Source organism: Microvirga rosea, assembly GCF_020595095.1.
Taxonomy (GTDB): Bacteria; Pseudomonadota; Alphaproteobacteria; order Rhizobiales; family Beijerinckiaceae; genus Microvirga; species Microvirga rosea.
On the sequence record NZ_JAJDOP010000004.1, the window covers coordinates 291307 to 313875 of the forward strand.

At 56.3% G+C, this 22569-nt stretch carries 19 protein-coding genes; 9 read left to right on the forward strand and 10 right to left on the reverse strand.

Features of this window, described 5'->3' with window-relative positions; all coding sequences use genetic code 11:
- The first annotated feature begins 44 nt into the window (after window positions 1–44).
- The 4 genes from LJD17_RS12820 to LJD17_RS12835 all read left to right on the forward strand — a co-directional run bounded on the left by LJD17_RS12820 (window position 45) and on the right by LJD17_RS12835 (window position 4746).
- Window positions 45–980: an ABC transporter substrate-binding protein gene (locus tag LJD17_RS12820; protein WP_227384575.1), complete on the forward strand. Its 936-nt coding sequence runs from the start codon at window positions 45–47 to the stop codon at window positions 978–980.
- A 65-nt stretch (window positions 981–1045) separates the two neighbouring features.
- Window positions 1046–1735, forward strand: a complete 690-nt coding sequence (locus tag LJD17_RS12825; RefSeq protein WP_227384576.1) for an L-ribulose-5-phosphate 4-epimerase — start codon at window positions 1046–1048, stop codon at window positions 1733–1735.
- Window positions 1736–1782: 47 nt separating this feature from the next.
- The gene (locus tag LJD17_RS12830; RefSeq protein WP_227384577.1) at window positions 1783–3375 is read left to right on the forward strand and encodes a ribulokinase; all 1593 of its coding nucleotides are present in this window, start codon (window positions 1783–1785) and stop codon (window positions 3373–3375) included.
- A 102-nt stretch (window positions 3376–3477) separates the two neighbouring features.
- The gene (locus LJD17_RS12835) at window positions 3478–4746 is read left to right on the forward strand and encodes an AGE family epimerase/isomerase (protein WP_227384578.1); all 1269 of its coding nucleotides are present in this window, start codon (window positions 3478–3480) and stop codon (window positions 4744–4746) included.
- A gap of 642 nt (window positions 4747–5388) precedes the next feature.
- Here LJD17_RS12835 and LJD17_RS12840 read toward each other — a convergent pair.
- On the reverse strand, window positions 5389–5856 hold the full coding sequence (locus LJD17_RS12840; RefSeq protein ID WP_227384579.1) for a MucR family transcriptional regulator: 468 nt from the start codon (window positions 5854–5856) through the stop codon (window positions 5389–5391).
- 463 nt (window positions 5857–6319) lie between these two features.
- Here LJD17_RS12840 and LJD17_RS12845 point away from each other — a divergent pair, with 463 nt between their 5' ends.
- On the forward strand, window positions 6320–7159 hold the full coding sequence (locus LJD17_RS12845) for an aldo/keto reductase (RefSeq protein WP_227384580.1): 840 nt from the start codon (window positions 6320–6322) through the stop codon (window positions 7157–7159).
- A 41-nt stretch (window positions 7160–7200) separates the two neighbouring features.
- Window positions 7201–7833 (forward strand): hypothetical protein, encoded by a 633-nt coding sequence (locus LJD17_RS12850; RefSeq protein ID WP_227384581.1) that lies wholly within the window; start codon window positions 7201–7203, stop codon window positions 7831–7833.
- 610 nt (window positions 7834–8443) lie between these two features.
- On the opposite strand, the gene kduD is transcribed toward LJD17_RS12850, so the two are convergent.
- From kduD to LJD17_RS12885, 7 genes are all read right to left on the reverse strand, one after another.
- Entirely contained in the window at window positions 8444–9199 is a 756-nt protein-coding gene (kduD, locus tag LJD17_RS12855; RefSeq protein ID WP_227384582.1) for a 2-dehydro-3-deoxy-D-gluconate 5-dehydrogenase KduD, read from the reverse strand.
- Between the two features lie 116 nt (window positions 9200–9315).
- On the reverse strand, window positions 9316–10149 hold the full coding sequence (locus tag LJD17_RS12860) for a GntR family transcriptional regulator (RefSeq protein ID WP_227384583.1): 834 nt from the start codon (window positions 10147–10149) through the stop codon (window positions 9316–9318).
- A 418-nt stretch (window positions 10150–10567) separates the two neighbouring features.
- Complete coding sequence (locus LJD17_RS12865) at window positions 10568–12235, reverse strand: ABC transporter ATP-binding protein (protein ID WP_227384584.1); 1668 nt, start codon at window positions 12233–12235, stop codon at window positions 10568–10570.
- 1 nt (window position 12236) lies between these two features.
- A complete protein-coding gene (locus tag LJD17_RS12870; RefSeq protein ID WP_227384585.1) occupies window positions 12237–13052 on the reverse strand; it encodes an ABC transporter permease in 816 nt (271 codons plus the stop codon).
- Window positions 13049–13993 carry an ABC transporter permease gene (locus LJD17_RS12875; RefSeq protein WP_227384586.1) on the reverse strand — a complete coding sequence of 315 codons (945 nt, stop codon included), beginning with the start codon at window positions 13991–13993 and terminating at the stop codon, window positions 13049–13051. The genes LJD17_RS12870 and LJD17_RS12875 overlap by 4 nt, the downstream gene beginning before the upstream one ends.
- A gap of 26 nt (window positions 13994–14019) precedes the next feature.
- A complete protein-coding gene (locus LJD17_RS12880) occupies window positions 14020–15567 on the reverse strand; it encodes an ABC transporter substrate-binding protein (protein WP_227384587.1) in 1548 nt (515 codons plus the stop codon).
- A gap of 16 nt (window positions 15568–15583) precedes the next feature.
- Window positions 15584–16462 (reverse strand): alpha/beta hydrolase, encoded by an 879-nt coding sequence (locus LJD17_RS12885; RefSeq protein ID WP_227384588.1) that lies wholly within the window; start codon window positions 16460–16462, stop codon window positions 15584–15586.
- A gap of 252 nt (window positions 16463–16714) precedes the next feature.
- On the opposite strand from LJD17_RS12885, the gene LJD17_RS12890 reads away from it, so the two are divergent.
- On the forward strand, window positions 16715–17335 hold the full coding sequence (locus tag LJD17_RS12890; RefSeq protein ID WP_319799701.1) for a GntR family transcriptional regulator: 621 nt from the start codon (window positions 16715–16717) through the stop codon (window positions 17333–17335).
- A gap of 24 nt (window positions 17336–17359) precedes the next feature.
- On the opposite strand, the gene LJD17_RS12895 is transcribed toward LJD17_RS12890, so the two are convergent.
- Together LJD17_RS12895 and LJD17_RS12900 are read right to left on the reverse strand one after the other, a co-directional pair.
- Complete coding sequence (locus LJD17_RS12895; protein WP_227384590.1) at window positions 17360–18928, reverse strand: ABC transporter substrate-binding protein; 1569 nt, start codon at window positions 18926–18928, stop codon at window positions 17360–17362.
- Between the two features lie 65 nt (window positions 18929–18993).
- Window positions 18994–20172 (reverse strand): C45 family autoproteolytic acyltransferase/hydolase, encoded by a 1179-nt coding sequence (locus tag LJD17_RS12900; RefSeq protein ID WP_227384591.1) that lies wholly within the window; start codon window positions 20170–20172, stop codon window positions 18994–18996.
- An 84-nt stretch (window positions 20173–20256) separates the two neighbouring features.
- Between LJD17_RS12900 and LJD17_RS12905 the strand changes: the two genes are divergently transcribed.
- The gene (locus LJD17_RS12905) at window positions 20257–21126 is read left to right on the forward strand and encodes a GntR family transcriptional regulator (protein WP_227384592.1); all 870 of its coding nucleotides are present in this window, start codon (window positions 20257–20259) and stop codon (window positions 21124–21126) included.
- An 87-nt stretch (window positions 21127–21213) separates the two neighbouring features.
- Window positions 21214–22557, forward strand: coding sequence for an aspartate aminotransferase family protein (locus LJD17_RS12910; RefSeq protein ID WP_227384593.1), 1344 nt, complete (start codon window positions 21214–21216; stop codon window positions 22555–22557).
- Window positions 22558–22569: the final 12 nt, after the last annotated feature.

A 22569-nucleotide genomic window follows, 5' to 3' on the forward strand; every position in this document is an offset into this window, starting at 1 on the left:
TCAGGAGAAAGATCCCGATAAACCGCACCCACAAGGAGGAAACGATGATGATATCCCGGCTTACCTGCAGCCTTGCCGTTCTCGCCGGTCTGGCGAGTCCTGCGATGGCAAAAGATCTGTCCAGCGTCGGCATTTCCGTCGGCTCGCTCGGCAATCCCTTCTTTGTCGCCACCATCAAGGGCATCGAAGACAAGGCAAAGAGCATCAACCCGAATGTGAAGATCACATCCGTTTCGTCCGATTATGATCTGAACAAGCAGTTCACCCAGGTCGACAACTTCATTGCCTCCGGCGCGAACGTTCTCATGATCAATGCGGTTGATCCCATTGCGGTCGAACCTTCGGTCAAACGAGCTCAGGCCGCCGGGATGGTCGTGGCGGCATTCGACGTTGCCGCGGCAGGCGCCGACGTTACGGTCATGACCGACAACGTCAAAGCGGGGGAGATCGCCTGCCAGTACATCGTCGATCACCTTAAGGGCAAAGGCGATGTTCTCATCGTCAACGGCCCCCAAGTTTCATCGGTGACCGACCGGGTCAAAGGTTGCAAAGCAGTCTTCGAGAAGAACTCGGGCATCAAGGTTCTGTCCGACAATCAGGATGCCAAAGGATCTCGCGAGGGCGGTTTCGCCGTCACGCAAAGTCTCCTGACACGCTTCCCCAAGGTGGATGCAATCTTTGCGATCAATGATCCCACCGCCATCGGCGCGAACCTCGCCGCAAAGCAATTGAACCGTAACGAGTTTATCATCACGGCCGTGGATGGCGCACCGGATATCGAGGCGGAACTGAAATCGGGCAACTCCCTTATCAAGGCATCCGCCTCTCAGGACCCATATGTGATGGCGGGGCAATCTCTTGAACTCGCAGCAGGCATATTGAACGGCAAGAAGCCGGAAAAGAACGTTATTCTCCTTGAGCCCAAGCTCATCACTTCCGAGAATGTCGGCCAGTACAAAGGCTGGACGGCAGCACGCTAACGTGGTCAAAAGCGACGATCATGACAGACCGTCATGATCGTCTTTCATTTGGTAGAGGAACCTCAATGCTTAAGGAGCTTCGGGAGCAGGTTCTGGAAGCCAATCTGGAAGTCGTGCGTCGCGGGCTTGTCCTCTACACGTTCGGCAATGTCAGCGGCATCAGCAGGAAGGACGGGCTCGTGGCCATCAAGCCGAGCGGCGTCCCCTATGAACGCATGACGGCAGATGATCTCGTCATCACGGATCTTGAAGGCAAGAAAGCCTGGGGAGACCTTCGGCCCTCCTCCGACCTGGCAACGCATCTCCATCTTTACCGATCTTTTCAAGAGATTGGAGGTGTCGTCCATACGCATTCTGAATTCGCCACATCATGGGCGCAAGCCAAACGTCCCATCCCTCCCTTCGGGACAACGCACGCCGACTACTTCTATGGTCCCATTCCCGTGACCCGAGAGCTTACTGCCGAAGAAATCCAAGACGACTATGTGCACGCAACCGGCGTGGCGATCGTCGAGTGCTTTGGGAACAGAGATCCCCTGGAGACACCGGCCGCACTTGTCGCGGATCATGGCCCCTTCTGCTGGGGACGCTCGCCGGAGGACGCCGTCCACAATGCCGTCGTTCTTGAAGCAGTTGCTCGCATGGCGACATACACAGTGGGTTTGAAACCGAAGAAGACCGGTGTCTCCCAGACGCTTCTCGACAAGCACTACTTCCGAAAACACGGCAAGACCGCGACCTATGGACAATCCTGACATCGACGCTTGCGGGCCGGATAAATCTCACCTTGGGAGTCATAAGAATGCCTATCGTCGCCGGCGTTGATTTCGGCACTCTTAGCGTGCGCGTAACCCTGATCGACGACCAGAAAGGGCCTCTTGGCCTCGGTTCAGCCGAGTACCCGCTTCACCGCAGGCGAGACGATCCGGATTTTGCCGCTCAGTCTCACGTAGACCATATGAGTGCGCTTGCGAATGCTATGCAACGAGCGCTCGAGTCGGCAGGCTTGGACGGTCACGAGATCGCCGCCCTTGCGGTCGATACCACAGGTTCAAGCGTCGTTGTGGTCGATGAGACTCTGAAACCTCTCGGCGATTACTATCTCTGGTGCGATCACCGCGCGAAAGCGGAGGCCGAAGAGATTACCCGAATGGCCCATCAGGAGAACCTCGAAGCGATCCACTGGTGCGGCGGTGTTTATTCTTCCGAATGGGGTTTTGCAAAGCTCCTGCATTGGCTCCGGCATAATCCAAATAAGCGCGATCAGGCTGCTACCGCTCTTGAGCATTGCGATATGGTCGTCGCCACTCTCACCGGAGTGACCGATACGCGGCGCATCAAGCGGAGTGTTTGCGCCATGGGTCACAAGTGGATGTGGAACCCGAAATGGGGCGGTCTTCCCTCACAGGAGTTTCTGAGCAAGGTGGATCCCCTGTTCGACGGATTTCGCGACAAGCTCGGAGGAGAATATGCAACATCCGACGTTATTGCCGGCCATCTCTCGCAACCATGGGCCGAACGTCTAGGGTTGAGACCCGGCATTCCGATTCCCGTCGGCGCCTTGGATGCCCATTGGGACGCAATTGGCGCGGGTTGCCGCGTTGGTGATGCAATCAATGTGGTTGGAACCTCGACCTGCATCATTGCCATGGCGCCGAATGTCGATCTCATTCAGGGCGTTTGCGGCGTCGTGCCTGGAAGCGTCAGCCCCTCCCTGACCGGCATCGAAGCTGGCCTGTCGGCGACAGGGGACATTTTTGAGGCCATCGCCCGTCGGGCCAATACCTCCATCAAAGCTCTGTCTGAAGGGCTTGAGCATTATCGGGCTGGAGAGACGGGTCTCTTGCGATTGACGTGGGACAATGGGGATCGAACAGTTCTCGTCCGAGCGGACCTCGGGGGGATTACGCTTGGGTGGAATCTGCTTCATACGGCGAAGGATGAGTTGTTCGCCGCCATCGAGGGCACCGCTCTTCACACACGGATCATTCTCGAACGTATGGTCGAGGGCGGCGTGCCTGTGGAACGTGTCATCAATGCCGGGGGCATACCTCAAAGCAACTCGGTCTTGAATCAGGTTTATGCCAATGCTCTCGGCCGGCCTGTCCTCGTCCCCGATGGACTTCCGACCGGGCTCGGGTCAGGTGTCTTCGCCGCACTTGCTGCGGGATCCTATCCCGATGTCGAAAGTGCTCAAAATGCCATCTGTCGTCCTTTTCGGGTCTTCTATCCGGATCCGGCAGCGCAGGAGATCTACGAGCAACTCTTCGCACTTTACCGCACCCTCTATTTCGCGTTCGGCAGAAAGTCCGAGGCTGCAGGTCTCGAACAGGTTCTGCCTGAACTAAAGCGTCTGGCTCAAAGGGCCTTGAGTCAAACCATTCCCACAGCTTGATATGGCCTTGACGGCCCCCACCATGTAGCCTTGCAGGAACATCGCAAAACGCCGCTCGGTCTTCTCGTTTCGAGCCCGACAAGAGTTAGCATTGGAGCCATCATGCAACCGGTAAAGCCCATTCTTCCTCCGAGCGGCTCCAGTTGGCGCGAGCGACACCTTCACCGGCAGTGGCTTGAAGATCAGGCAACCGACCTTTTCGCGTTTTTCCAACCCCGCATCATAAACCCGAGCGGCGGATTTTATGACTTGGATGAAACCGGCGAACCCATCCGTCAAAGTCACATTCGTCAGCTCCATAGTACGACCCGGATGGTCCACTGCTTCGCCATCGGGCACCTTCTGGGTCGGCCGGGCTGCGCTGACATCATCGATCATGGAATGAGCTACCTTTGGAAACACCATCGCGATGCCCGGAATGGCGGCTATGTCTGGTCCTTGGATGACAACGGTTACAAAGACGATACGAAGCAAGCTTATGGGCATGCCTTCGTGTTGCTTGCTGCGTCCAGCGCTAAAATCGTTGGCCATCCCCTGGCAAACGCGCTTTTTGAAGATGTGAGGCGGATCCTGGAGGACTACTTCTGGGAGGAAAAGCATGGCGCTGTAGCCGAAGAGTTCGCGCGGGACTGGTCCCCTCTTTCATCCTACCGGGGCCAGAATTCGAACATGCACCTGACCGAAGCGCTCATGGCCGCGTTCGAGGCTACCGGGGATGGAGCACTTCTCGAATGGGCGGAGCGTATCGCCAGCCTGATTATTCGCCGTCATGCCGCGGACCTCGATTATCGCGTTGCGGAGCACTTTGACCAGGATTGGCACCTAAATCGCGACTATCATGGTTCGGATGTCTTTCGTCCATCCGGCACAACGCCTGGACACTGGCTCGAGTGGACACGATTGCTGTTGCAACTCTGGGCACTCGGCGGGAAGAAGAACGATTGGATGCCGCAGGCCGCGCGCGCGCTCTTTCGGCAGTCTATTGCCCTAGGATGGGACAGCCATCATGGCGGCTTCTTCTATACACTGGATTGGAACAACGAGCCTGATCTGCGTCAGAAACTCTGGTGGCCATGCGCGGAAGCCATCGGTGCTGCGTCCTTCCTATGCGATCACCTTCCAGACGACTTTCACGAGGCATGGTACCGGCATCTATGGGACTTTACGGCCAGGCATGTCATCGACACAGCACATGGCGGATGGCATCCGGAACTGTCGGAGACGCTCGTTCCCCAATCTAGACTCTTCAGCGGCAAGCCTGATCTATACCACGCGTTGCAGGCGTGTTTGATCCCGCTCTTTCCTTCAACGGGAAGTCTGACTCGTGTTATTTCGGAAGCCTATCGAGGTTCAGGTCAAACCGCTCCTTAAATCTCGGTTCGGTTCAAAAGCCATACCACGGGTCAAAGAGCCCGCCGTCTCAGCAGCTGTCCCGTTGGCAATGTCGCGTTTCGGAATCGGCGACTTTCCAAGACAGCATCCTGAAACATATCGATAGCCGCGAGCGCTTGCTCCCGAAACGTGGATATCTGCCTGAAGTCTCGGACCGCGAAACGGTCCATTGCCTGAACCAACATCCGGCACCGCGTTTGCACAAGCTGCCTGGCCGCATCAAGGCGATTACCCATTGCACCGTCGGCAGAAGCCTCCCGGCAGGCATGAAGCACGGCGCCTGTCAGGTCTTCATCCCAGTAGAGACCTGTGTAGAAGCGGACGCGATAACGGGCATCATCGAGAGACCGCTTTATGTCACGCCGCCAGGCAACGTCATCCGCCATTGCGAGCATCTTCTCCATGATCGCTCCTCGCATAGCATTCATGAATTCTCAGAAGACCTACAAGTCGTAAGAATCTCCTTAACAACGCCTCATGCCAAAGGCCTTTCGAAGGCAAGGGTACGAATAGCCAGCTTCCATGAAGATCGACCTGCGTCGGACCAGACAAAGAAATGCCCGCCTTTCGGCGGGCATTTGACGACACCGATCGAGGCAAAATGAGCCGCTCTCGATCCTATCAAGCAGCTTTCTTGCTGCGGCGACCCTTCGCAACAGGAGCAGGCTTCTCGGCCTCATCCTTCCGGCGCTGCTGCCCTAGACCCATGGTCTTGGCAAGTTCCGAGCGCGCCTTGGCATAGTTTGGTGCAACCATGGGATAATCCCGCGGCAGCTCCCATTTGGCCCGATATTGTTCAGGAGTCATATTGTAGGTCGTACGAAGGTGACGCTTCAAGGACTTGAATTTCTTCCCATCCTCGAGACAAATGATGAAATCGGGTGTGATTGACTTCTTGACCGGAACCGCCGGCGACAGCGCGGTCTGCGGCTCTTCCACGATTCCTTGCGCGGTTTTCGTCAGAGCGGCATGAACTGAGTTGAGAAGCAACGGTAGATCCGCGGCCGGAACAGAGTTGTTGCTCACATAGGCCGAAACGATATCAGCAGCGAGTTCAACGAAGCTTGGAGCGGTTACGTTCTCGTTCATTGTGTTGTTGTCCTTGGCCACGCAGGAACCATTGTGATTGAAATATTGAGGAAGATTGTTCCGCAACATCCATCAGGATTAAGCGCCGCGCCGTCTTAAACTCTGCGGCGCAGGGCCCAGATATGTCCGAAATTCCTATTTGACAAGATGTGAATTTGAACCGTTCACAAATTGTTCCGGAGTATATTGTCACAAATCAAACTTGAGCAGCAGAGATGAGCTGGGATTTTTGATCGAGCACCAGTGATGCCAGAGTATTGGGGTTTCCAAAGCCCTCGGATTCACCATTGCCCGGATCGCCCGGATCGCCAAGACATGTCGAATACTAAAGATGAAAGCGCGGGCTCCTGACTACTTTTGAAGAAATCTAAAATGAGCACACGAACCAGGATGCGCATTTTCATATCATGCGGCTCCCCCTGCATAATGCCAGCGTCTAGCATTCCAATGATGGAGAAGAAACATGCGACATCATTCCTTTGGAGCGAGAGGGCCTCTGGTTTCCGTCATCGGACAGGGCACCTGGCATCTTGACGATGATGATAGGCCTATGGCGCTGGCAGCACTTCATGCTGGCCTGGATGCCGGGATGACACATATCGATACGGCGGAGATGTACGGTGAGGCGGAACCCTTGATCGGGGAAGCGCTTTCAGATCGACGTGACGAGGCCTTCCTGGTCTCAAAAGTTCTGCCGCAGAATGCCTCCTATGATGGGACGATCGCCGCCTGTGAGAGATCGTTGAGACGCCTCGGGACGGACCGTCTCGACTGCTATTTGCTTCATTGGCGAGGCAGTTATCCGTTGGAGGAAACGATCGAAGCATTCGAGTTTTTGCGGCGAAGCGGAAAGATCCTTGCTTGGGGGGTCAGTAATTTTGACGTGGACGACCTGGAAGAGGCTCTTTCAATTGCGGGTCCAGGCAAGATCGCCTGCAATCAGGTTCTTTATCACCTTCGCGAGCGGGCGATCGAGCACGCCGTAATTCCCTTCTGTGAGCGACAGGGAATTGCGGTTGTCGGATACTCTCCTTTTGGGCATGGAGACTTTCCAGAACCAGAAACTGAGCAGGGTCAACTTCTTGATCAGATCGCCGCTGGACGGGGTGTAACGGCGCGGCAGATCGCCTTAGCATTTCTTACTCGCCGCCCATCTCTCTTCGTCATCCCTAAAACCGGGACGGCCCAGCGTGCGAGACTTAACGCTTCGGCCGGAGACCTTACTTTATCTGAAGAGGAGATCGCTCAAATCGACGCAGCGTTCCCGCGGGGCCCCAAACCTCGCGAACTACCCATGATATGATCCTGCGATGAGATCCCCATCAATTCAGGGAGCGGTATTCAATGCCAATTCTGGTGATGGCCGTAGCTGGATTTTTCGCTCTCGTCATTAGCTGGGCCGTCACGCTCTTGGCAGCCCCTTCTGCAAGACGACGCAAGAAACACCTTGATGAGCTTGGATCTCAGTTGGTGAATGACGCCTCGAGTGAAGCCGATCATCGACTTGTCAGAGAAGCCCTGACCTTCAGGGTCGGACCAGTCGCGGCTTTTGCTTTTCCGGTCATTCTGCCAGTGACGGTCCTTGTCCTGGCTGTGACAGGATTAATACGACGCTGGACCGGGGAACATGGCCCCTCTCCCCTCGAGGGAATAGAATGGGCGAGGTTTCAAGAGCATGAGCTTCTTTTGACTTATGCCGTCTTCAAAGGACAGGGGACGCTCAGGGCCGATCCTCGGTTCAGACGGCTCGACGAGTTGTCTTTTGAAACTGAGATATTTCGCTTTCCAATCCTGTCAGTGCTCACCGTGCTTTTTGCGATGCCGGGACTTTTGTTCTATGCGGCAGTTCATGGATGGCGCGAGGCTATTCAGCTCCTTCCGCAAATTGCTTTTCTGTATGCGCGCGCGCTCGGACCGGCCCTAAAACCCTTTAGGCCGACCCCGATGACATCCGGGACAATACAAGCCACGCGATAAAGCAAAGAATGGAGCCGCCTGGGACCAAAAGACCAAGGATCGTCCAACGTTGAACGCGATGCTCCCAGGCATGGGTCTGGTGCTCTACCTCATCTGTCAGCGGAGCTTTCAGAAGCAGTCTGAAGCGCTTGCGTGCATAATATCCCATGCCCAGCACAAAGGGCGACGCCCAACCAAAAATGACGGCCAGGTCCCACATCAGATTGCGGTATTGCACGATAGTCACGCCGATCTCCGCTTGCGCCCCACAATTGCCTGTACTTCAGGATTTGGCTTCTCATTGAAGATCTGGATACGAGTACCGATCAACTTAAGCATTTTTGTGCTTTCGCAACACGAAGGCGCTCAAGCGCGAGAACCCGGGACCACAGCGTTGGTTCCGAGCGGAACGTGCTGGTGCCGACCGGTCTATGCAAGTCATGAGCGACCCGAAACCTCATCCGACTTATAGCGAGCGAAACTTTATTTCATGCCCTGTGGGACATTTTCCCTGTGAAACGAGAGAATTGGGTTTTCAATCGATGAGTTCCTGCAACTGTCGCTCTGCGTGGTCCCTTTACCGCCATCTTGAGGCTTCCTTCGCATATTGCCGACGACGGTCGATCACTTGCTAGCGAGCAAGCCATCCACCATCGACAGGAAGAACAATTCCATGAATGTAGTTTGCGGCCTGAGACGCAAGGAATACGGCGGCTCCACCCAGATCCGACGGATCGCCCCATTTTCCAGCCGGAATGCGAGCAAGGATCTGAGCATTCCGATCCTCGTCTTCTCGTAATGCCTGAGTATTATTGGTGGAGAAGTATCCGGGAGCGATGGCATTGACGTTGATGCCGCGGCCCGCCCACTCGCAAGCCAGCAGCTTCGTCAACCCCGCAAGGCCACTCTTACTAGCCGTATAAGCAGGAATGCGGATACCACCTTGGAACGATAAGAGTGACGCAATGTTGATGATCTTTCCGCCCTGGTTGTCGGCGAGCATTTTGCGGGCGAATGCCTGCGTGAGGAAAAATACCGTTTTCAGATTGACATCCATCACAGCGTCCCAATCGGCTTCAGTGTAGTCGATCGCATCGGCCCGGCGAATGATCCCCGCGTTGTTGACAAGAATGTCGATACGTCGTTCCCCTGACGCTTCCGCGACAATCCGCTCAATGGGCTCAAGTGTCGAGAGATCTGCAGATATTGCCTGCATCGACCGTCCCGCATTCCTGACAGCAGTCTCTGTTTCCGCCATCGACGACCGGCCGACTGCCACGATATCGGCTCCTGCACTGGCCAAGGCGACAGCGATTGCCTGGCCCAGGCCTGTGTTGGCACCTGTAACAAGCGCGGTTTTGCCGTGTAGATCAAAAAGACTCATCATTGCTTGGTCCTCATCCCGGATCGCTATCGTTCGGATGCTGCACGCACGATCTTTTTGAATTGTTCATGAAAGTCGCTCGATCAGCCGTTTGTGCATTCATATGAAGCGTTGATGCTTCAATCAAAAAAGTCAGGATTGAGGTTTGCCACGTCTCCGATATCGGCCATCAGGGCGCTGAGATGGCGTCGCATTTCATCGGCAGCAAGGTCCGGGTCATTGCTTCTGATCGCCTTGAATACCCTGTTGTGCTCCTCCAGGACGCGATCAAACCGCCCTTCCTGCGGAAGCGTAAGGCGACGATAGCGATCGACCTGGACCTTGACCTGCTGCGCCACGCGCCAGAGTCCCGGGTAACCAGCGGCATCCGCTATGGTCGCATGGAAGAGGTCATCGTCCTGATGAAATGCTTCGTAATCATTCTGAGCAGCGCTTGTCTGCATTCTTCTCATCACACCTTCGAGGCTTACGATGTCATTGAGATTGGCGCGCGATGCAGCCATGCGGGCGCTCGCTTCTTCAAGCGCGCTTCGGATGATCAGAGCTTCCGGCAGAGCGTGCATAGGGATGCGAGAGACGTAGGTGCCGGACTGAGGAAAAATGTCGATCAGCCCTTCTTCAGCCAGCCTTAAGATCGCTTCTCGAACGGGAGTCCGGCTGACTCCGTAACTGTCTGCAATTTCCTTCTCGTTAAGAGACTGACCTGGAAGGAGCCTTAAGGCGAGGATCTCGTCCCGTAGATTTTGACGAATGATGGCGGATGCCGTCGGGCTTCGAGGCTGCTTGGATCCTGCCTTGCCAGCGTAGACCCTGCGGGCACGCCTTGCCGCTCTCTCAATGGGGGTTTTCATCACAGTATCCCCTGTCAGCGCAATTTTTCTGTCGGCACTTGAGAGTGCGGCTATGCTGTACACTAATATATCAATCGGGAGAAATACAAGTGATAAGGTCAACTGAGAGATAGATGTTTGAGATTGGGAGCCTTTTCTCGGTCCGTGATGAGGTAACCTGGACCATATAACACCTCTCGCGCTGTGGGCAGGAATTGCCCTTCAGCGAAACGCGAAGAAGGCTATAGGGTGTGGCGGAAGGTTACTCTCGTTCTCCCGCCTAAGACCGGGATGCGGCCCCGTTCATGCGAGCATCACCTGGCACCAGACTCAAGGGCCGGCTTTATCGTGGCCTCTATCAACTCGGTCCCTCGCTCATAGCCGGCAAACTCCGAGCCGTGGAAGCGCACGAAGATCAGTCCGTATAAATTTGTCTCGCTAGCTCGAGGCTGCCGGAGGCTTCGCATACCAAATGTGCCGCAGAACCCAGTCTGCAGCTCAGGGCTCGCCGTACGTATCAGATCGTAGAACGGTGGAGACTTTACGCGTGGGCCGCTGTTTGGATCTGAGGATCCTCATCAAATCGCCACTTGAGTCGCACGCCACCAGCTGCCGTCGTCTCAAGCGCGGGAATAGCGGAGAGAAGGCGCCGTGTGTAGAGATGCTGCGGGGCGTCAAAGATTCTATCCCGGTCTCCTTCCTCCACTATTCGCCCGTCCTGCATGACAATCACCCGATCTGCTACCTGTTCAACCACGCCAAGATCATGACTGATGAAAAGGCAGGAGAAGCCATGGCGCTCCTGAAGGTCCGCAAAGAGATCTAACACCTGCGCTCTGACAGTTACGTCCAGTGCCGATACCGGCTCATCAGCGATCACGAAGGCAGGCCGGCGGACAACTGCACGGGCGATCGCTACCCGCTGACGCTGCCCACCGGACAGTTCATGAGGATATCGATCCGCATAAGTCTCATTGAGACCAACCTCTCTCAGTACTTCATAAACGCGATCGGTCTTCTCTCGGCTGTTCATTTGAGGCATCTGACGCAAGGCCTCGCGTACAAGGGAGCCGATGGTCATTCTCGGGTCCAGGGAAGAATACGGATCCTGAAAGATCATCTGACAGTTGAGACGATAATCGTTCCAGCCCTGCGCTCCCGGCTTGATTGACCGGCCGGCGTAACGGATCTCGCCGCCGGTGGGCTCGAGGAGACCTGCTATGGCGCGCCCGAGTGTCGTCTTGCCCGATCCAGAGCCGCCGACGAGAGCGACGACTTCCCGAGGTTCAATCGAAAGATCGATTCCATGCAGGGCTCGCTTGCCGGCTTCTTTGCGAAAGAAAGACTGACGGCCCTTATAATCGACCACCAAGTTCCTCACTTCGACAATCGGACTCGTCGAAACAGGAATTTCCCGCGCCGGGAGCCGGCGCGGCATCGCGGCAAGGAGTTTTCTCGTATAGGGATGCTTCGGTTGGCGCAAAAGATCTTGAGTGGCGCCCTCTTCGACGATCTCTCCCTTGCACATCACAATGATGCGGTCGGTATAACGGGCAACCATGGAAAGGTCGTGACTGATCATGAGCACGGCGGTCCCGTGCGCCCGTGTCAGTTCGACCATGAGCTCCAGCACATCGCGCTGCACGACGGCGTCAAGCGCCGTCGTCGGTTCATCGGCAATCAGGAGGGCCGGCTGCAGCAGCATGACCGAAGCCAGCATGATGCGCTGTCGCATACCTCCTGAGAATTGATGCGGGTAAGTTCCGAGCGCACCTTCAGGATCCTTGATCCCGACCCGTCGCAACATATCCAGGATCAGCGTTCGGCGCTCGTCAGGACCGAGCTTGCGGTGCAGTGCCAACCCCTCGTCAAGCTGCCGCCCGATCAGCATCGACGGATTGAGAGATGTCATCGGCTCCTGAAACACCATCCCGATGTTTGCCCCTCGCAGTTGCCTCAACGCGGACGGGGAGAGTTGCGCAACGTCCTGTCCATTAAAGCGGATGGAACCGGATGTCCGACGGATGGCTGGAGGCTCCAAGCTCATGATAGCCCGAGCCGCAAGTGTCTTACCGCTGCCGGATTCACCGACGATTCCGACGATTTCGCCCCGAGCCATCGAGAAGCTGACGCCCTTGACGACTTCCAGGCCGCTTCTGGCGACTGCAAGTCTCAGGTTTTCGACACTGAGCAATTCGGTGCTGACCATATCACACCCCTCGCATGCGCGGATCGAGTTTGTCACGAAGAGCATCACCGAGGAGGTTAATGCCAAGAAGCGTCAGAGAAATGCACAGGCCCGGGAAGACGCCAAGCCATACGGCCTGAGCAATGAATGATCGACTGCTTGCGAGCATGTTACCCCAAGTCGGAGCCGGCGGTGGAACACCGAGGCCCAGGAAGCTTAAAGCGCTCTCGGAAAGCAATACCCAACCGAACATGGACGTTGCGAGCACCGTAAGCGGTGCAATGCAATTCGGCAGAATATGACGTGCCATCGTAAAGACTTCGGAGTTCCCCATGACGCGGGATGCCTCCACGAACTCTTTCTCCCGCAAGGACAGAACCGCTCCTCGCACGACGCGTGCGACAGATGGGGTATAGGCGAGCCCCAACGCCAGAATGATACCGTACTTGTTGGCTCCAATGACAGCGAGAAGACCGAGAGCCAGCAGGATTCCCGGAAATGCCAGGAGCGCGTCATTGAAGGCCATGAGAATTCGATCGGTCCAGCCGCGAAGATAGCCGGTCAGAACTCCGACGACAGTTCCTGCTGTGATTGCAGCCGTAACGGTCAGAAGACTGATCCAGACGCTCGTGGCCGCGGCTGTCATCAGCCTGCTTAAAACATCCCGTCCGAACTCGTCCGTGCCGAGCCAATAGACAGGCCCAGGAGGCTGAAGACGCGCCGCAAAGTTGATCTTGAGCGGGTCGAACGGCGTCCAGATGGCGCCGAAGAGCGCGCAGATGATAACAATGCCAATAATTGCGCCACCAAGAATGGCGTTAGGAGCCGGTAGTCTCATTCCGCCGTCACCCTTGGATCGAAGACAGGATAGAGAAGATCAACAATGAGGTTCACGACCACATAGACGAACGCAACGAAGAGCAAGCATCCCTGGATGACGGGATAATCTCTTGCGAAGATCGAATCGACGAGAAGCCGTCCGAGGCCAGGGATCGTGAACACAGTCTCGACGACCGCGATACCGCCGAGCAGGTTACCGAGAACGAGGCCGATCAGTGTCCATGTGGGACCGAACGCATTTTTAAAGGCGTGCCGCCACAGGACGGCACTCTCCGACAGACCCTTTGCCCGCGCATGCGTGATGTAGTCGAGACGGAGGACTTCCAAAGTGCTCGCCCTAGCCATTCGAATCAGGACGCCCATTTCGTGTAGAAACAGAGTCATCACGGGCATGATGATGTAGAGGAGAGCTGCGGTCGGGTTCTCCCGGAAGGACACGTACCCGACGACAGGAAGCCATTCGAGCCTTAGTCCGAAGAACAACAGAAGAAGAAGTCCAAGCCAGAAGGTCGGGATGGATAGAAGGACCGTGGCGGAACCCACGAGCGCGAGATCGAGAGTGCTGTTCTGCCTCCAGGCCGCGATCACTCCCGCCGGTACGGCGATTATGCTTGCAATGAACACGGCGATCAGAACGATTCTCGCGCTGATCCAGAAACGATCGAGAACCAGTGGCAGCACCGGTTGGCTCGATGTAATCGAGTTCCCGAGATCACCACGCAGAACATTTCCAAACCAGATGAAGAACTGTACGGGGAGGCTCTGGTCCAGTCCCAACCGTTTCTGCAAATCGGCAAGACTTGCAGGATCAGCGAGGTCGCCAAGCATGAGAGATGCAGGATCTCCCGGGATGAGGCGGATCAAGACGAAAACTGACACCGCCATGATCAGCAGAGTTGGGACGGCCATGAGAATCCGTCTGAGTGCGAAGCGCAGCATGGCCGTCCTCCTTCCTCGTCAGCTGATCAGTTTGCTACGATCCGTGCGCCCCAGACGCGCGGTTTACCTTCCCAAGGATCGGCGCCTTCCACACGCTTGGTGTGAGCCCATGCCTCCTGGCCATTGGCAAAGATGATCAGAGGCGTAGTTTCCAGCTGCAGCTTGTGGAGTTCGTCAAAGATCTTCTGGCGCTCGGCCTCATCGGAAATGGTGGACGCCTTCTCGATCAGGGCCTGCGCTTGCGCTTCGTCCCAGACCTTGCGCGGTTGCTTGTCTTTCGGGCCGGCGAATTGCTCATAGCTGAGAGCCGGATCCAACCGTGCGGAATACGAGAAGGACATCATCTGATAGTTGCCCTTGTTATAGCGATCGAGCTGGGTGGCCCATTCAAGAACTTCGATTTCCGCGTTGATTCCGACAGCTTGCATCATGGCTTGAGCGATGACGGCCGCATTGAAGCTGGGTACGTGAACGCGCTTATTGGCGATGATTTTGATTGGCTCACCTTTGTACCCAGCGTCCTTCAGCAGTTTCTGGGCCTTCGCGGGGTCGTAGACATAACCCTGACGCTGAGCCTCATCATAATAAGCTGATGTTATGGCCACCGCCGAGTTGTTGGGCTTTCCGTTTCCATTGGATACCGCAGCAACGAGTTGCGGGATATCAAGAGAGGCCGCAATCGCTTGGCGAAGCTTCACGTTCCCGAGTAAAGGATCGCGGGTTTGGAAAAGGAAGGTATGCTTGGTCGCCGACGGATAGAGACCGACCGCGACATTCTTCGCTTTGGAGAGTTCCGGCACATCCGAATCCAGAACCTGCGCAACATCGACGGCCCCTGACACAAGTGCGGCCTTGACGGTAGAGGCGTCGGGTACGACCAGGAACTTGACCTCCGGAACAACTGCGCGCTTCGCGCCCACAAGACCGTCCGGCTTGTCGCCGGACGGCGACTGGTAGTCGTCAAACCGTGTCAGTATGACGTACTCGCCTCGCCGCCACTCGGCATATTTGAACGGGCCGGTTCCGATAGGTTTGTCCCACGTGCCGTCTTCCTTAACGGAGCTCTTATGGATGATTGCCGTCATCCCACAATCAGTTCTTGCGAGGGAGTCAAGGAAAAGAGCGCTTGGGTGATCGAGCGTCATCGTCACCGTGCCGGCGTCAGGAGCTTCCACCTTTTCGACCTTCAATCCTGAATGTCCGTCGAAGTCAGAGCGGCAGCGCCAGTCCGTTTTAGGATCCATGTACCGGTTCCAGCTCCACACGACATCTGCAGAGCTCAATTCCGCGCCATTATGGAATTTGACGCCTTTGCGAAGCCGGAACGTGTAGGTCTTCCCGTCAGAGGACAGCTGAACGGATTCGGCAAGCAAAGGGGCAACGGTTCCGTTTTCACGGTATCCGACGAGCCCCTCCACCATATGCAGGACGACCGCATCGGTATTGTCGTCCCGATTGACACCAGGATTGGTGCTTCGGATATCTGCGTTCAGCGCAACGGTTACCGTCTGCGCGGCCGCAGGAACAGCGGTGAAGAGCACTGCTCCAAGAGCGGATACGGTCGTTTTATTCATGGCTCTGATCCCCAGCCTAGTCATTTTTGTTGGAACGCCGGTCCTTCAGGACCGCGGCGAAGAAATCTTGCACGTTCTCAACCACTCGCATTCCGTCGTGTGGCACATTCGGCACGAGATCAAAGCGGACCTGGATACCTTCGGCCTCGAATGAACGCCGGAGACTGTCAAGTCGCTCAGGTCGGGTTTGCCCGGCATCATTTGCTCCGGGCATCCAGTTTCTTCCACCTTCGCGGTGCGTGATTTCCCAGGTTTCGAGATCAGCTGCACCGACAACCATTTGCACGGGAACACGTCCCATAGCCTTAATGTCGATGTCGCGTCCAAAGCGCTCCTTCACATTGCGGATCCCGACCCACCAGTCCCGTGTGGGATCAAGGAGCGTGACTGAGCCGGGAGCACCGATAGACGCTGCCCATAGACGCTCCGGGTGCAGCATAAGGAACCGGTGCGTAAAGTGCCCTCCCCCGGAAAATCCAAAGAGAGCGAAGCGGTCTGCTTGAAGACTGTAGCGTTCCCTGACCTCGTCAACGATCGACAGGAGCACCTCGTCATAGCGGATATCGGCTTCCTTGATGTACTTGAAGCCGTCGCGATTTCCGTCTCCCAGAACGCCGACCGGAAACAGCGGGCACAAGATGATGCAATTATTCCAACGCCCGAATTCCGCGAAAGCATCGCGGTATTCCGTGAAAGCGCGCCCCGTCCCGTGCATTGCAACAATGAGATCCGGGGCGTCGTCCTGATCGAGCGTGCGTGGCACGTACAGGCAGTAGGAGAACCGCGGATCGGCCTTGCTCGCAAAGACAGTGGAATGGCCGAGATCGTAGATTTGACGGCCCCGGTCCTTGGTGCCGGGCTCGTTTTTAAGGGGTGATGTAGCGGCAAGATCCATAGGGCGATCTCATTTGGTTCAAAAATTGGCGCCAAAATGTTTGCATCTATAACCGAGGTTGGCAATAAGGGTTTTTGAAATTTTCGCAGAAGTTTCGGTTTGAGAAACTTTGTGTCCTTTATCGTCGCCGCCCGAAGTGGATTGCTTAGGATTCTCAATCCCGTATGAAGTGCGTTCCGGCTGCTCTCCCGAGGTATCCTCACCACAATGACCAGCAAAACCGATCCTGTCTCCGAAAGCCTCGTCGATATGATGGCGCGAGATATCCAGGCCGGAGTTTTTACGCCTGGCACTTGGCTCAAGCAGATTGACCTCGAAAAGCGATACAGCGCTACCCGGATGGACGTTCGTCGGGCCCTTGATCAACTGGCTCTGAAGCGGCTGGTCCGTCACGTTCCCAACAAAGGCTATCATGTCCATGCGCTCGACGACCGTCAGGCGAGCGAGATTCGCGATGTCCGTGTCATCCTGGAGACGGCGGCAGTGGACAGTATGATTGACAACATTCGGGATACGGACCTTGAAGACCTCCGCAAGCTCGCAACGCGTTTCAATGATCTGATTTTGACGGGTACAATCTTGGAGCAATACGAAGCCAATATCGCTTTCCACATGCGCCTCCTGACCCTGTGCCCCAATCAGGAACTGGTCAACGTCGTTACGGAATTGCGCGGCCGCGGCCCGTCGGCACCTGCATCGCAATGGAAGACCCGGGCCCGTGTAGAGCAGTCCGGACGCGAGCATCTCATGATGATTGATGCGCTCGAGGCTCGAGATGCTTCTGCGCTCAGGCGCATCTTAACGGCTCACATCCGACAAACCGCTCTTGCAGAAAGCCTGGAAGTTCAGCCGTCTCAACGAAAGAGCGGCTGAACCGAGCTTTACAGCGAACGGATCTCAGTTCGTGATCCGAACTTCCCAGGCGCGGGGTTTCGAAAGCACCGATGCAGTGTATCCCTGCACATTCTTTCGAAAGGCACTCGCTTCCACGCCATTGTAGAGCATGACGAAGGGCACTTCGTTCAGGAACCGACGGTGAAGTTCATCAAAGATCTTCTGACGCTCTTCCTTGCCCGATGTGACCATAGACTTTTCCAGCAATGACTGCGCCTCGGGGTTATCCCAAACCTTGCGGGGCTGCTTATCCTTCGGGCCCATGACGGATTCGTAGCTCAACGACGGGTCGAGCCTCGCCGAATAGGGAAAAGCCATCATCTGATAGTTGCCCTTATTGTAGCGATCGAGCTGGGTCCCCCATTCCAAGACCTCCAGATTCGCATTGATACCGGCCGCCTGGAGCATCGCCTGTATAATGACGGAGGACGCAAAGGTCTGCGGGTAGCGCTTGTTTGTCAGAATGACGATCGGCTCGCCCTTGTAGCCCGCTTCCTGAAGCAGCTTCTTTGCAGCGTCGGGATCATACTTATAGCCCTGATCGTGAGCCGCCGAATGGTATGAAGAACTCAATGGGACAACCGAGTTGTTATGCTTTGCCAATCCTTCGGTCACCGCTTGGGCGATTTGCGGCGTATCGAGCGCCGCCGCGATAGCCTGCCGCAACTTCACATTGGAGAGCAACGGATCGCGTGTTTGGATCAACAACGTGCTCAGCCCCATGTTCTGCGCAATGGAGAGCCCGAGATTGGCGTTACCCTTGATTTCCTTGACATCCGCATTGGCGATATCCGGCACGACGTCCACATCACCCCGCAACAGAGCTGCTTTCGCCGATGCGTTATCGGGAATGACGAGGAAGCGAACTTCATCCACGAGCGGCCGCTTGGAGCCGGCGTAGCCGTCGGACTTGCCCTCGCGAGGATTTGCGTATCCGTCAAACTTCGAGAGCTTGACGAACTCGCCGCGACGCCACTCCTCGAACTTGAAAGGTCCGGTTCCGATCGGCTTACCCCAGGTTCCATCAGCTTTTACTGAGTCCTTGTGGACAATCCCGGTCATAGCGCAATCGGTTCGCGCCAATGTCGCCAGGAAAAGCGCATCGGGCTTCGTCAGGCGGAAAACAACGGTCTGCGGATCAGGCGTCTCAACCGCTTCGACCTGCGAACGCCCGCGACCGTCGAACTCAGCCAAGCAACGCCACTCGGTCTTTGGATCCAGATAACGCTTCCAGTTCCAAGCCACATCTTCTGCGGTAAGGTTGGAGCCGTTATGGAATTTTACACCTTTGCGCAGCTTGAAACTATATGAACGGCCGTCTTCCGATATTGTGAAGGACTCGGCGAGCAGAGGCTGAATGCTGGCATTCTCGCCATATGCGACAAGCCCCTCAACGACATGCAGAACAACCGCATCTGTATTGTCATCTCGGTTTACGCCCGGATTTGTACCGCGAATATCCGCATTGAGCGCTATGCGTAGCGTTGGTTGCTGGGCATAGGCGGGAAGTGCAGATACGCCCAGCAGGCCTGTAAAGCATCCGGCCAGAAGGAGCCTTGCCTTCGATCTCATTGTCGTCCTCCAGAAATATTGATGTTCCTGCTCTGTTATCATTGCCGACAGCTGTTGATCGCTGCTTAGGCGGTCTTTGCGAGCGACGCGACCTGTGCCGGTGACGCCTGAACTTGGTTGGATGGAATTTGAACTTCCATATCGAGTTTGTACGTTGAGAAATTCTGGTTGAGCGCAGGAAGCATCGCAACTTCCATGATGCCGAGCATGGGCTCCATCACGATCATTGCAACCGTTGCGCTCAGATTGTTGCTAAGGTTCTTGCGTGGCGGACGGCAGACGGACCACGGCGCCTCGAAGTCGTCAAACAGCGCGTCCTTCACGGTCTGCCTGGTGATGCTGCCGAGATGTGGCTCGAGAAGAGCGCGGACCCGCAAATCCCGATAGAGACTGTCGGGCGTATTTTCGATGCCTGTATCCTTCAGCTTGGACAAGGCAACAGGGCTTTGAAAATGATTGGCGTGAACAATGAGGCCGCGCTCGGGATGAACTTGAAATGTTTCATCCGGCGCACACTCGAAATCAATCGCGATGCCGTTGGCTTGGCTGACGATCATGTTGTTGGCGGCAGACTTGGGCGTGACGTAAACCGCCCGCATGGACGCTGCGACCTGCCGTTGTTCGAGTACCTTACGGCGGATGAGAGCGAGCGGAACACCAAGACGGCGATAATCACGATCGGTCTCAAGATAATTTGCCGTGATCGCGATGCCCGCGGCATTGAAGCCAGAGCGCCCAAGAGCGCCAGCCTCGGTAAATGTCAAAATGTCAGGACCGTCTTCACGCTTGATCTTGAGGACGACGGCAGTTTCTGCGCACTCCACTTTCCAGTCCCAGTTCTGCGCGTGAATCAGGCGCCCATCCCGTGTCGTCTCCGGCAGTGCCACCACACCGGTGCAGCCATCCGGATCGTCATCAGGGATGTTGCGCTCCTCGGCGGGCCGCTGAGCGAGTTTCAGGATCTCCGTACGGGCGTTCAAAAGCACAACGGATTCGAAGGGAACCCCGGCTCCCTCGGCGATTCCCCGCATTTCCTCAAGATAAGTGGGATCGAAACGGTCAATCGTCGGCTCGAAATGCTTGACGAGGGCCACGATCCCTTCCGCCGTCAAATTGTTGCGGCCAAGCTGGTCCGAGTAATGCTCGATTCCCAGACGGACCCGGCCCGTAGCCTGCTCCCCGTACTGGCGCCCCCGCTCACGGGGACTTCCGGATACTTCAATGAGCGGGCAGGATGCGGTCATCGGCGGCCTCTCCAACAGGGCTGGCGTTTCTGATGGATCTATTGTATTTCATCATGACAGAATACAATCAAGAGGAAATTTGGCGTGCCTCAGCCGACGCGATTGCAGCAGGACTTAGCCGAGCGAATCGTTCAGCTGGTGAATGACGACGGTCTCGCCATCGGCGCTCTGCTCAATGAGAACAGCCTGGCAAGGCGCCTTGAGGTCTCCCGCACCCCTGTCCGAGGCGCCCTGCAGCATCTCGAGGAACAGGGAATCGTTGCCCGTCGACCAAACCGGGGCGTCGAGTTGATCGCGATCCCGCAAAAAAACTTGGCCTCGGCACCGCCCCCCGATGACGACGAGGAGTGGCTCGTTCGGATTGCTCGCGATCATCGAGCTGGCTCGCTGCCGCAAGACATCTCTGAAATTGAAGTCATGCGGCGATACGGCCTCAACCGCCCTGCGGTCCAGCGTGTTCTGTCGCGATTGGCGGATCTTGAAATGGTTGAGCGAAAGCCCGGTTATGGCTGGCGCTTTCTGACCGGAACTCGAGATAGGGCGACACATGATGAAAGCTATCGCTTCCGCCTCATGGTCGAACCAATGGGAATTCTGGAGGCCAGCTTCCGTCTGGACCCGTCCTGGATCGAAATGATGCGCCGTCTTCATGGGGACACCCTCGAGCGCCACTGGCATGAATCCTCCAGCGTCGCGTTCTTTGAAATGAACGCCGCTTTTCATGAAGGGCTGGCCGCCGCCTCCGGAAACCGCTTCGTGCATGCCGCCATCCGTCACCAGAATCAGCTCCGGCGCTTTTCCCAATATGATTGGAAATTCGGCTTCGAGCGGGTTGTCGTGAACTGCCGCGAGCATTTGGAAATGTTGGACTATCTTGCCCGCGACGAGCGAGAGATCGCCTCGCTCCTGATGCGTCGACATCTGGAGCGGGCAAGTCAGGTCAGATCGGAATGATCCTGATCCCGGCTAGATCGAAATTGTATTTCATAATCATAAAGTTCATTTTCTACTTCCTTCCGCTCCCAGCCTGGATGACCTTCGATGACCACCCTCCAACAAACGGCACCTCATTCCCTCGCGAACGATGTGGGCGATGCTTACTGGCTTCCTTTCACGGCAATGCGCCAATTCCGCTCGAACCCAATGATGTTCGTGGGAGCAGAAGGCATGCATTACACGACCGCCGATGGGCGGCGGGTTCTCGATGCCATGGCAGGCCTGTGGTGCGTCAATGCCGGCCATGCGCAACCACGCATCGTAGAAGCGATCCGCGAAGCGGCTGGCCGGCTCGATTTCGTCTCCTCATTCAAGATGAGCCATCCGGGAGCCTTCGAGCTCGCCGGACGGCTCAAGGCAATTGCTCCGGAGCGCTTCGAGCACGTCTTTTTCACAAATTCCGGATCCGAAGCGGTCGACAGCGCCCTCAAGATCGCCCGTGCCTATCACCGCGCGCGCGGTGATTCCGGCCGGACAAAGTTCATCGGACGCGCCAAGGGCTATCACGGCATGGGCTTCGGTGGGCTTTCTGTCGGTGGCATCGGGCGCCACAAACGCGATTTCGGTCCGCTCCTTCCGGACGTCGCTCATCTCTCACTTCCATACGATCGCTCGTCGATGGGTTTTTCCCGTGGCCAGCCCGAGACAGGCATGCACTTCGCCGATGAGCTGGAAAGCCTCCTTCAGATCAATGATCCTGCAACCGTCGCGGCCGTCATCGTCGAACCCGTGATCGGCTCCGGCGGCGTTTATCCTCCGCCGAAGCAATATCTTGAAAAGCTGCGGGCCATTTGCAGTCGACTCGGCATTCTGCTGATTTTCGACGAAGTGATTACGGGATTCGGCCGTCTCGGAACGGCTTTCGCAGCTCAAGCTCTTGATGTGACACCTGACATCATCACCTGCGCCAAGGGCATGACCAACGGTGCGGTTCCCATGGGCGGCGTTCTTTTGAGAGATTTCGTATTCGATGCCTTCATGGCGGGTCCGCCCGAAGCAATCGAGCTTTTCCATGGGTATACGTATTCAGGACATCCCTTGGCCTGTGCGGCGGGGATTGCCGCTCTGGATGTGTACGAAGAACTGGAGCTTTTCCAGCGAACCGAGAAAACTGCCCTTAAATGGGAACATGCTCTTCATAGCCTGAAGGAAGAACCGCACGTCGCCGATATTCGCAATATCGGGCTTCTAGGCGTCGTCGAGCTTGAATCGCGGCCGGGCGAACCTGGAGCACGCGGCAACTCGTGCGCGCAGATATGCTACGAGAATGGCGTGCTTGTACGGGCTTCGGGCGACCTTATCGTTTTATCGCCACCGCTGATTATCGAAGATCAGCAGATTGAGCAGATCGTTGACAGCATCGGCTCCGCTCTGAAACAAGTGCATTGAGACCCGCAGCCT

Excerpts from the sequence above, each read along its gene's own strand:
- LJD17_RS12820 (WP_227384575.1), top strand. The coding sequence starts at position 45 with ATGATGATATCCCGGCTTACCTGCAGCCTTGCCGTTCTCGCCGGTCTG.
- LJD17_RS12825 (WP_227384576.1), top strand. The coding sequence starts at position 1,046 with ATGCTTAAGGAGCTTCGGGAGCAGGTTCTGGAAGCCAATCTGGAAGTC.
- LJD17_RS12830 (WP_227384577.1), top strand. The coding sequence starts at position 1,783 with ATGCCTATCGTCGCCGGCGTTGATTTCGGCACTCTTAGCGTGCGCGTA.
- LJD17_RS12835 (WP_227384578.1), top strand. The coding sequence starts at position 3,478 with ATGCAACCGGTAAAGCCCATTCTTCCTCCGAGCGGCTCCAGTTGGCGC.
- LJD17_RS12840 (WP_227384579.1), bottom strand. The coding sequence starts at position 5,856 with ATGAACGAGAACGTAACCGCTCCAAGCTTCGTTGAACTCGCTGCTGAT.
- LJD17_RS12845 (WP_227384580.1), top strand. The coding sequence starts at position 6,320 with ATGCGACATCATTCCTTTGGAGCGAGAGGGCCTCTGGTTTCCGTCATC.
- LJD17_RS12850 (WP_227384581.1), top strand. The coding sequence starts at position 7,201 with ATGCCAATTCTGGTGATGGCCGTAGCTGGATTTTTCGCTCTCGTCATT.
- kduD (WP_227384582.1), bottom strand. The coding sequence starts at position 9,199 with ATGATGAGTCTTTTTGATCTACACGGCAAAACCGCGCTTGTTACAGGT.
- LJD17_RS12865 (WP_227384584.1), bottom strand. The coding sequence starts at position 12,235 with ATGGTCAGCACCGAATTGCTCAGTGTCGAAAACCTGAGACTTGCAGTC.
- LJD17_RS12870 (WP_227384585.1), bottom strand. The coding sequence starts at position 13,052 with ATGAGACTACCGGCTCCTAACGCCATTCTTGGTGGCGCAATTATTGGC.
- LJD17_RS12875 (WP_227384586.1), bottom strand. The coding sequence starts at position 13,993 with ATGCTGCGCTTCGCACTCAGACGGATTCTCATGGCCGTCCCAACTCTG.
- LJD17_RS12880 (WP_227384587.1), bottom strand. The coding sequence starts at position 15,567 with ATGAATAAAACGACCGTATCCGCTCTTGGAGCAGTGCTCTTCACCGCT.
- LJD17_RS12885 (WP_227384588.1), bottom strand. The coding sequence starts at position 16,462 with ATGGATCTTGCCGCTACATCACCCCTTAAAAACGAGCCCGGCACCAAG.
- LJD17_RS12890 (WP_319799701.1), top strand. The coding sequence starts at position 16,715 with ATGGCGCGAGATATCCAGGCCGGAGTTTTTACGCCTGGCACTTGGCTC.
- LJD17_RS12895 (WP_227384590.1), bottom strand. The coding sequence starts at position 18,928 with ATGAGATCGAAGGCAAGGCTCCTTCTGGCCGGATGCTTTACAGGCCTG.
- LJD17_RS12900 (WP_227384591.1), bottom strand. The coding sequence starts at position 20,172 with ATGACCGCATCCTGCCCGCTCATTGAAGTATCCGGAAGTCCCCGTGAG.
- LJD17_RS12910 (WP_227384593.1), top strand. The coding sequence starts at position 21,214 with ATGACCACCCTCCAACAAACGGCACCTCATTCCCTCGCGAACGATGTG.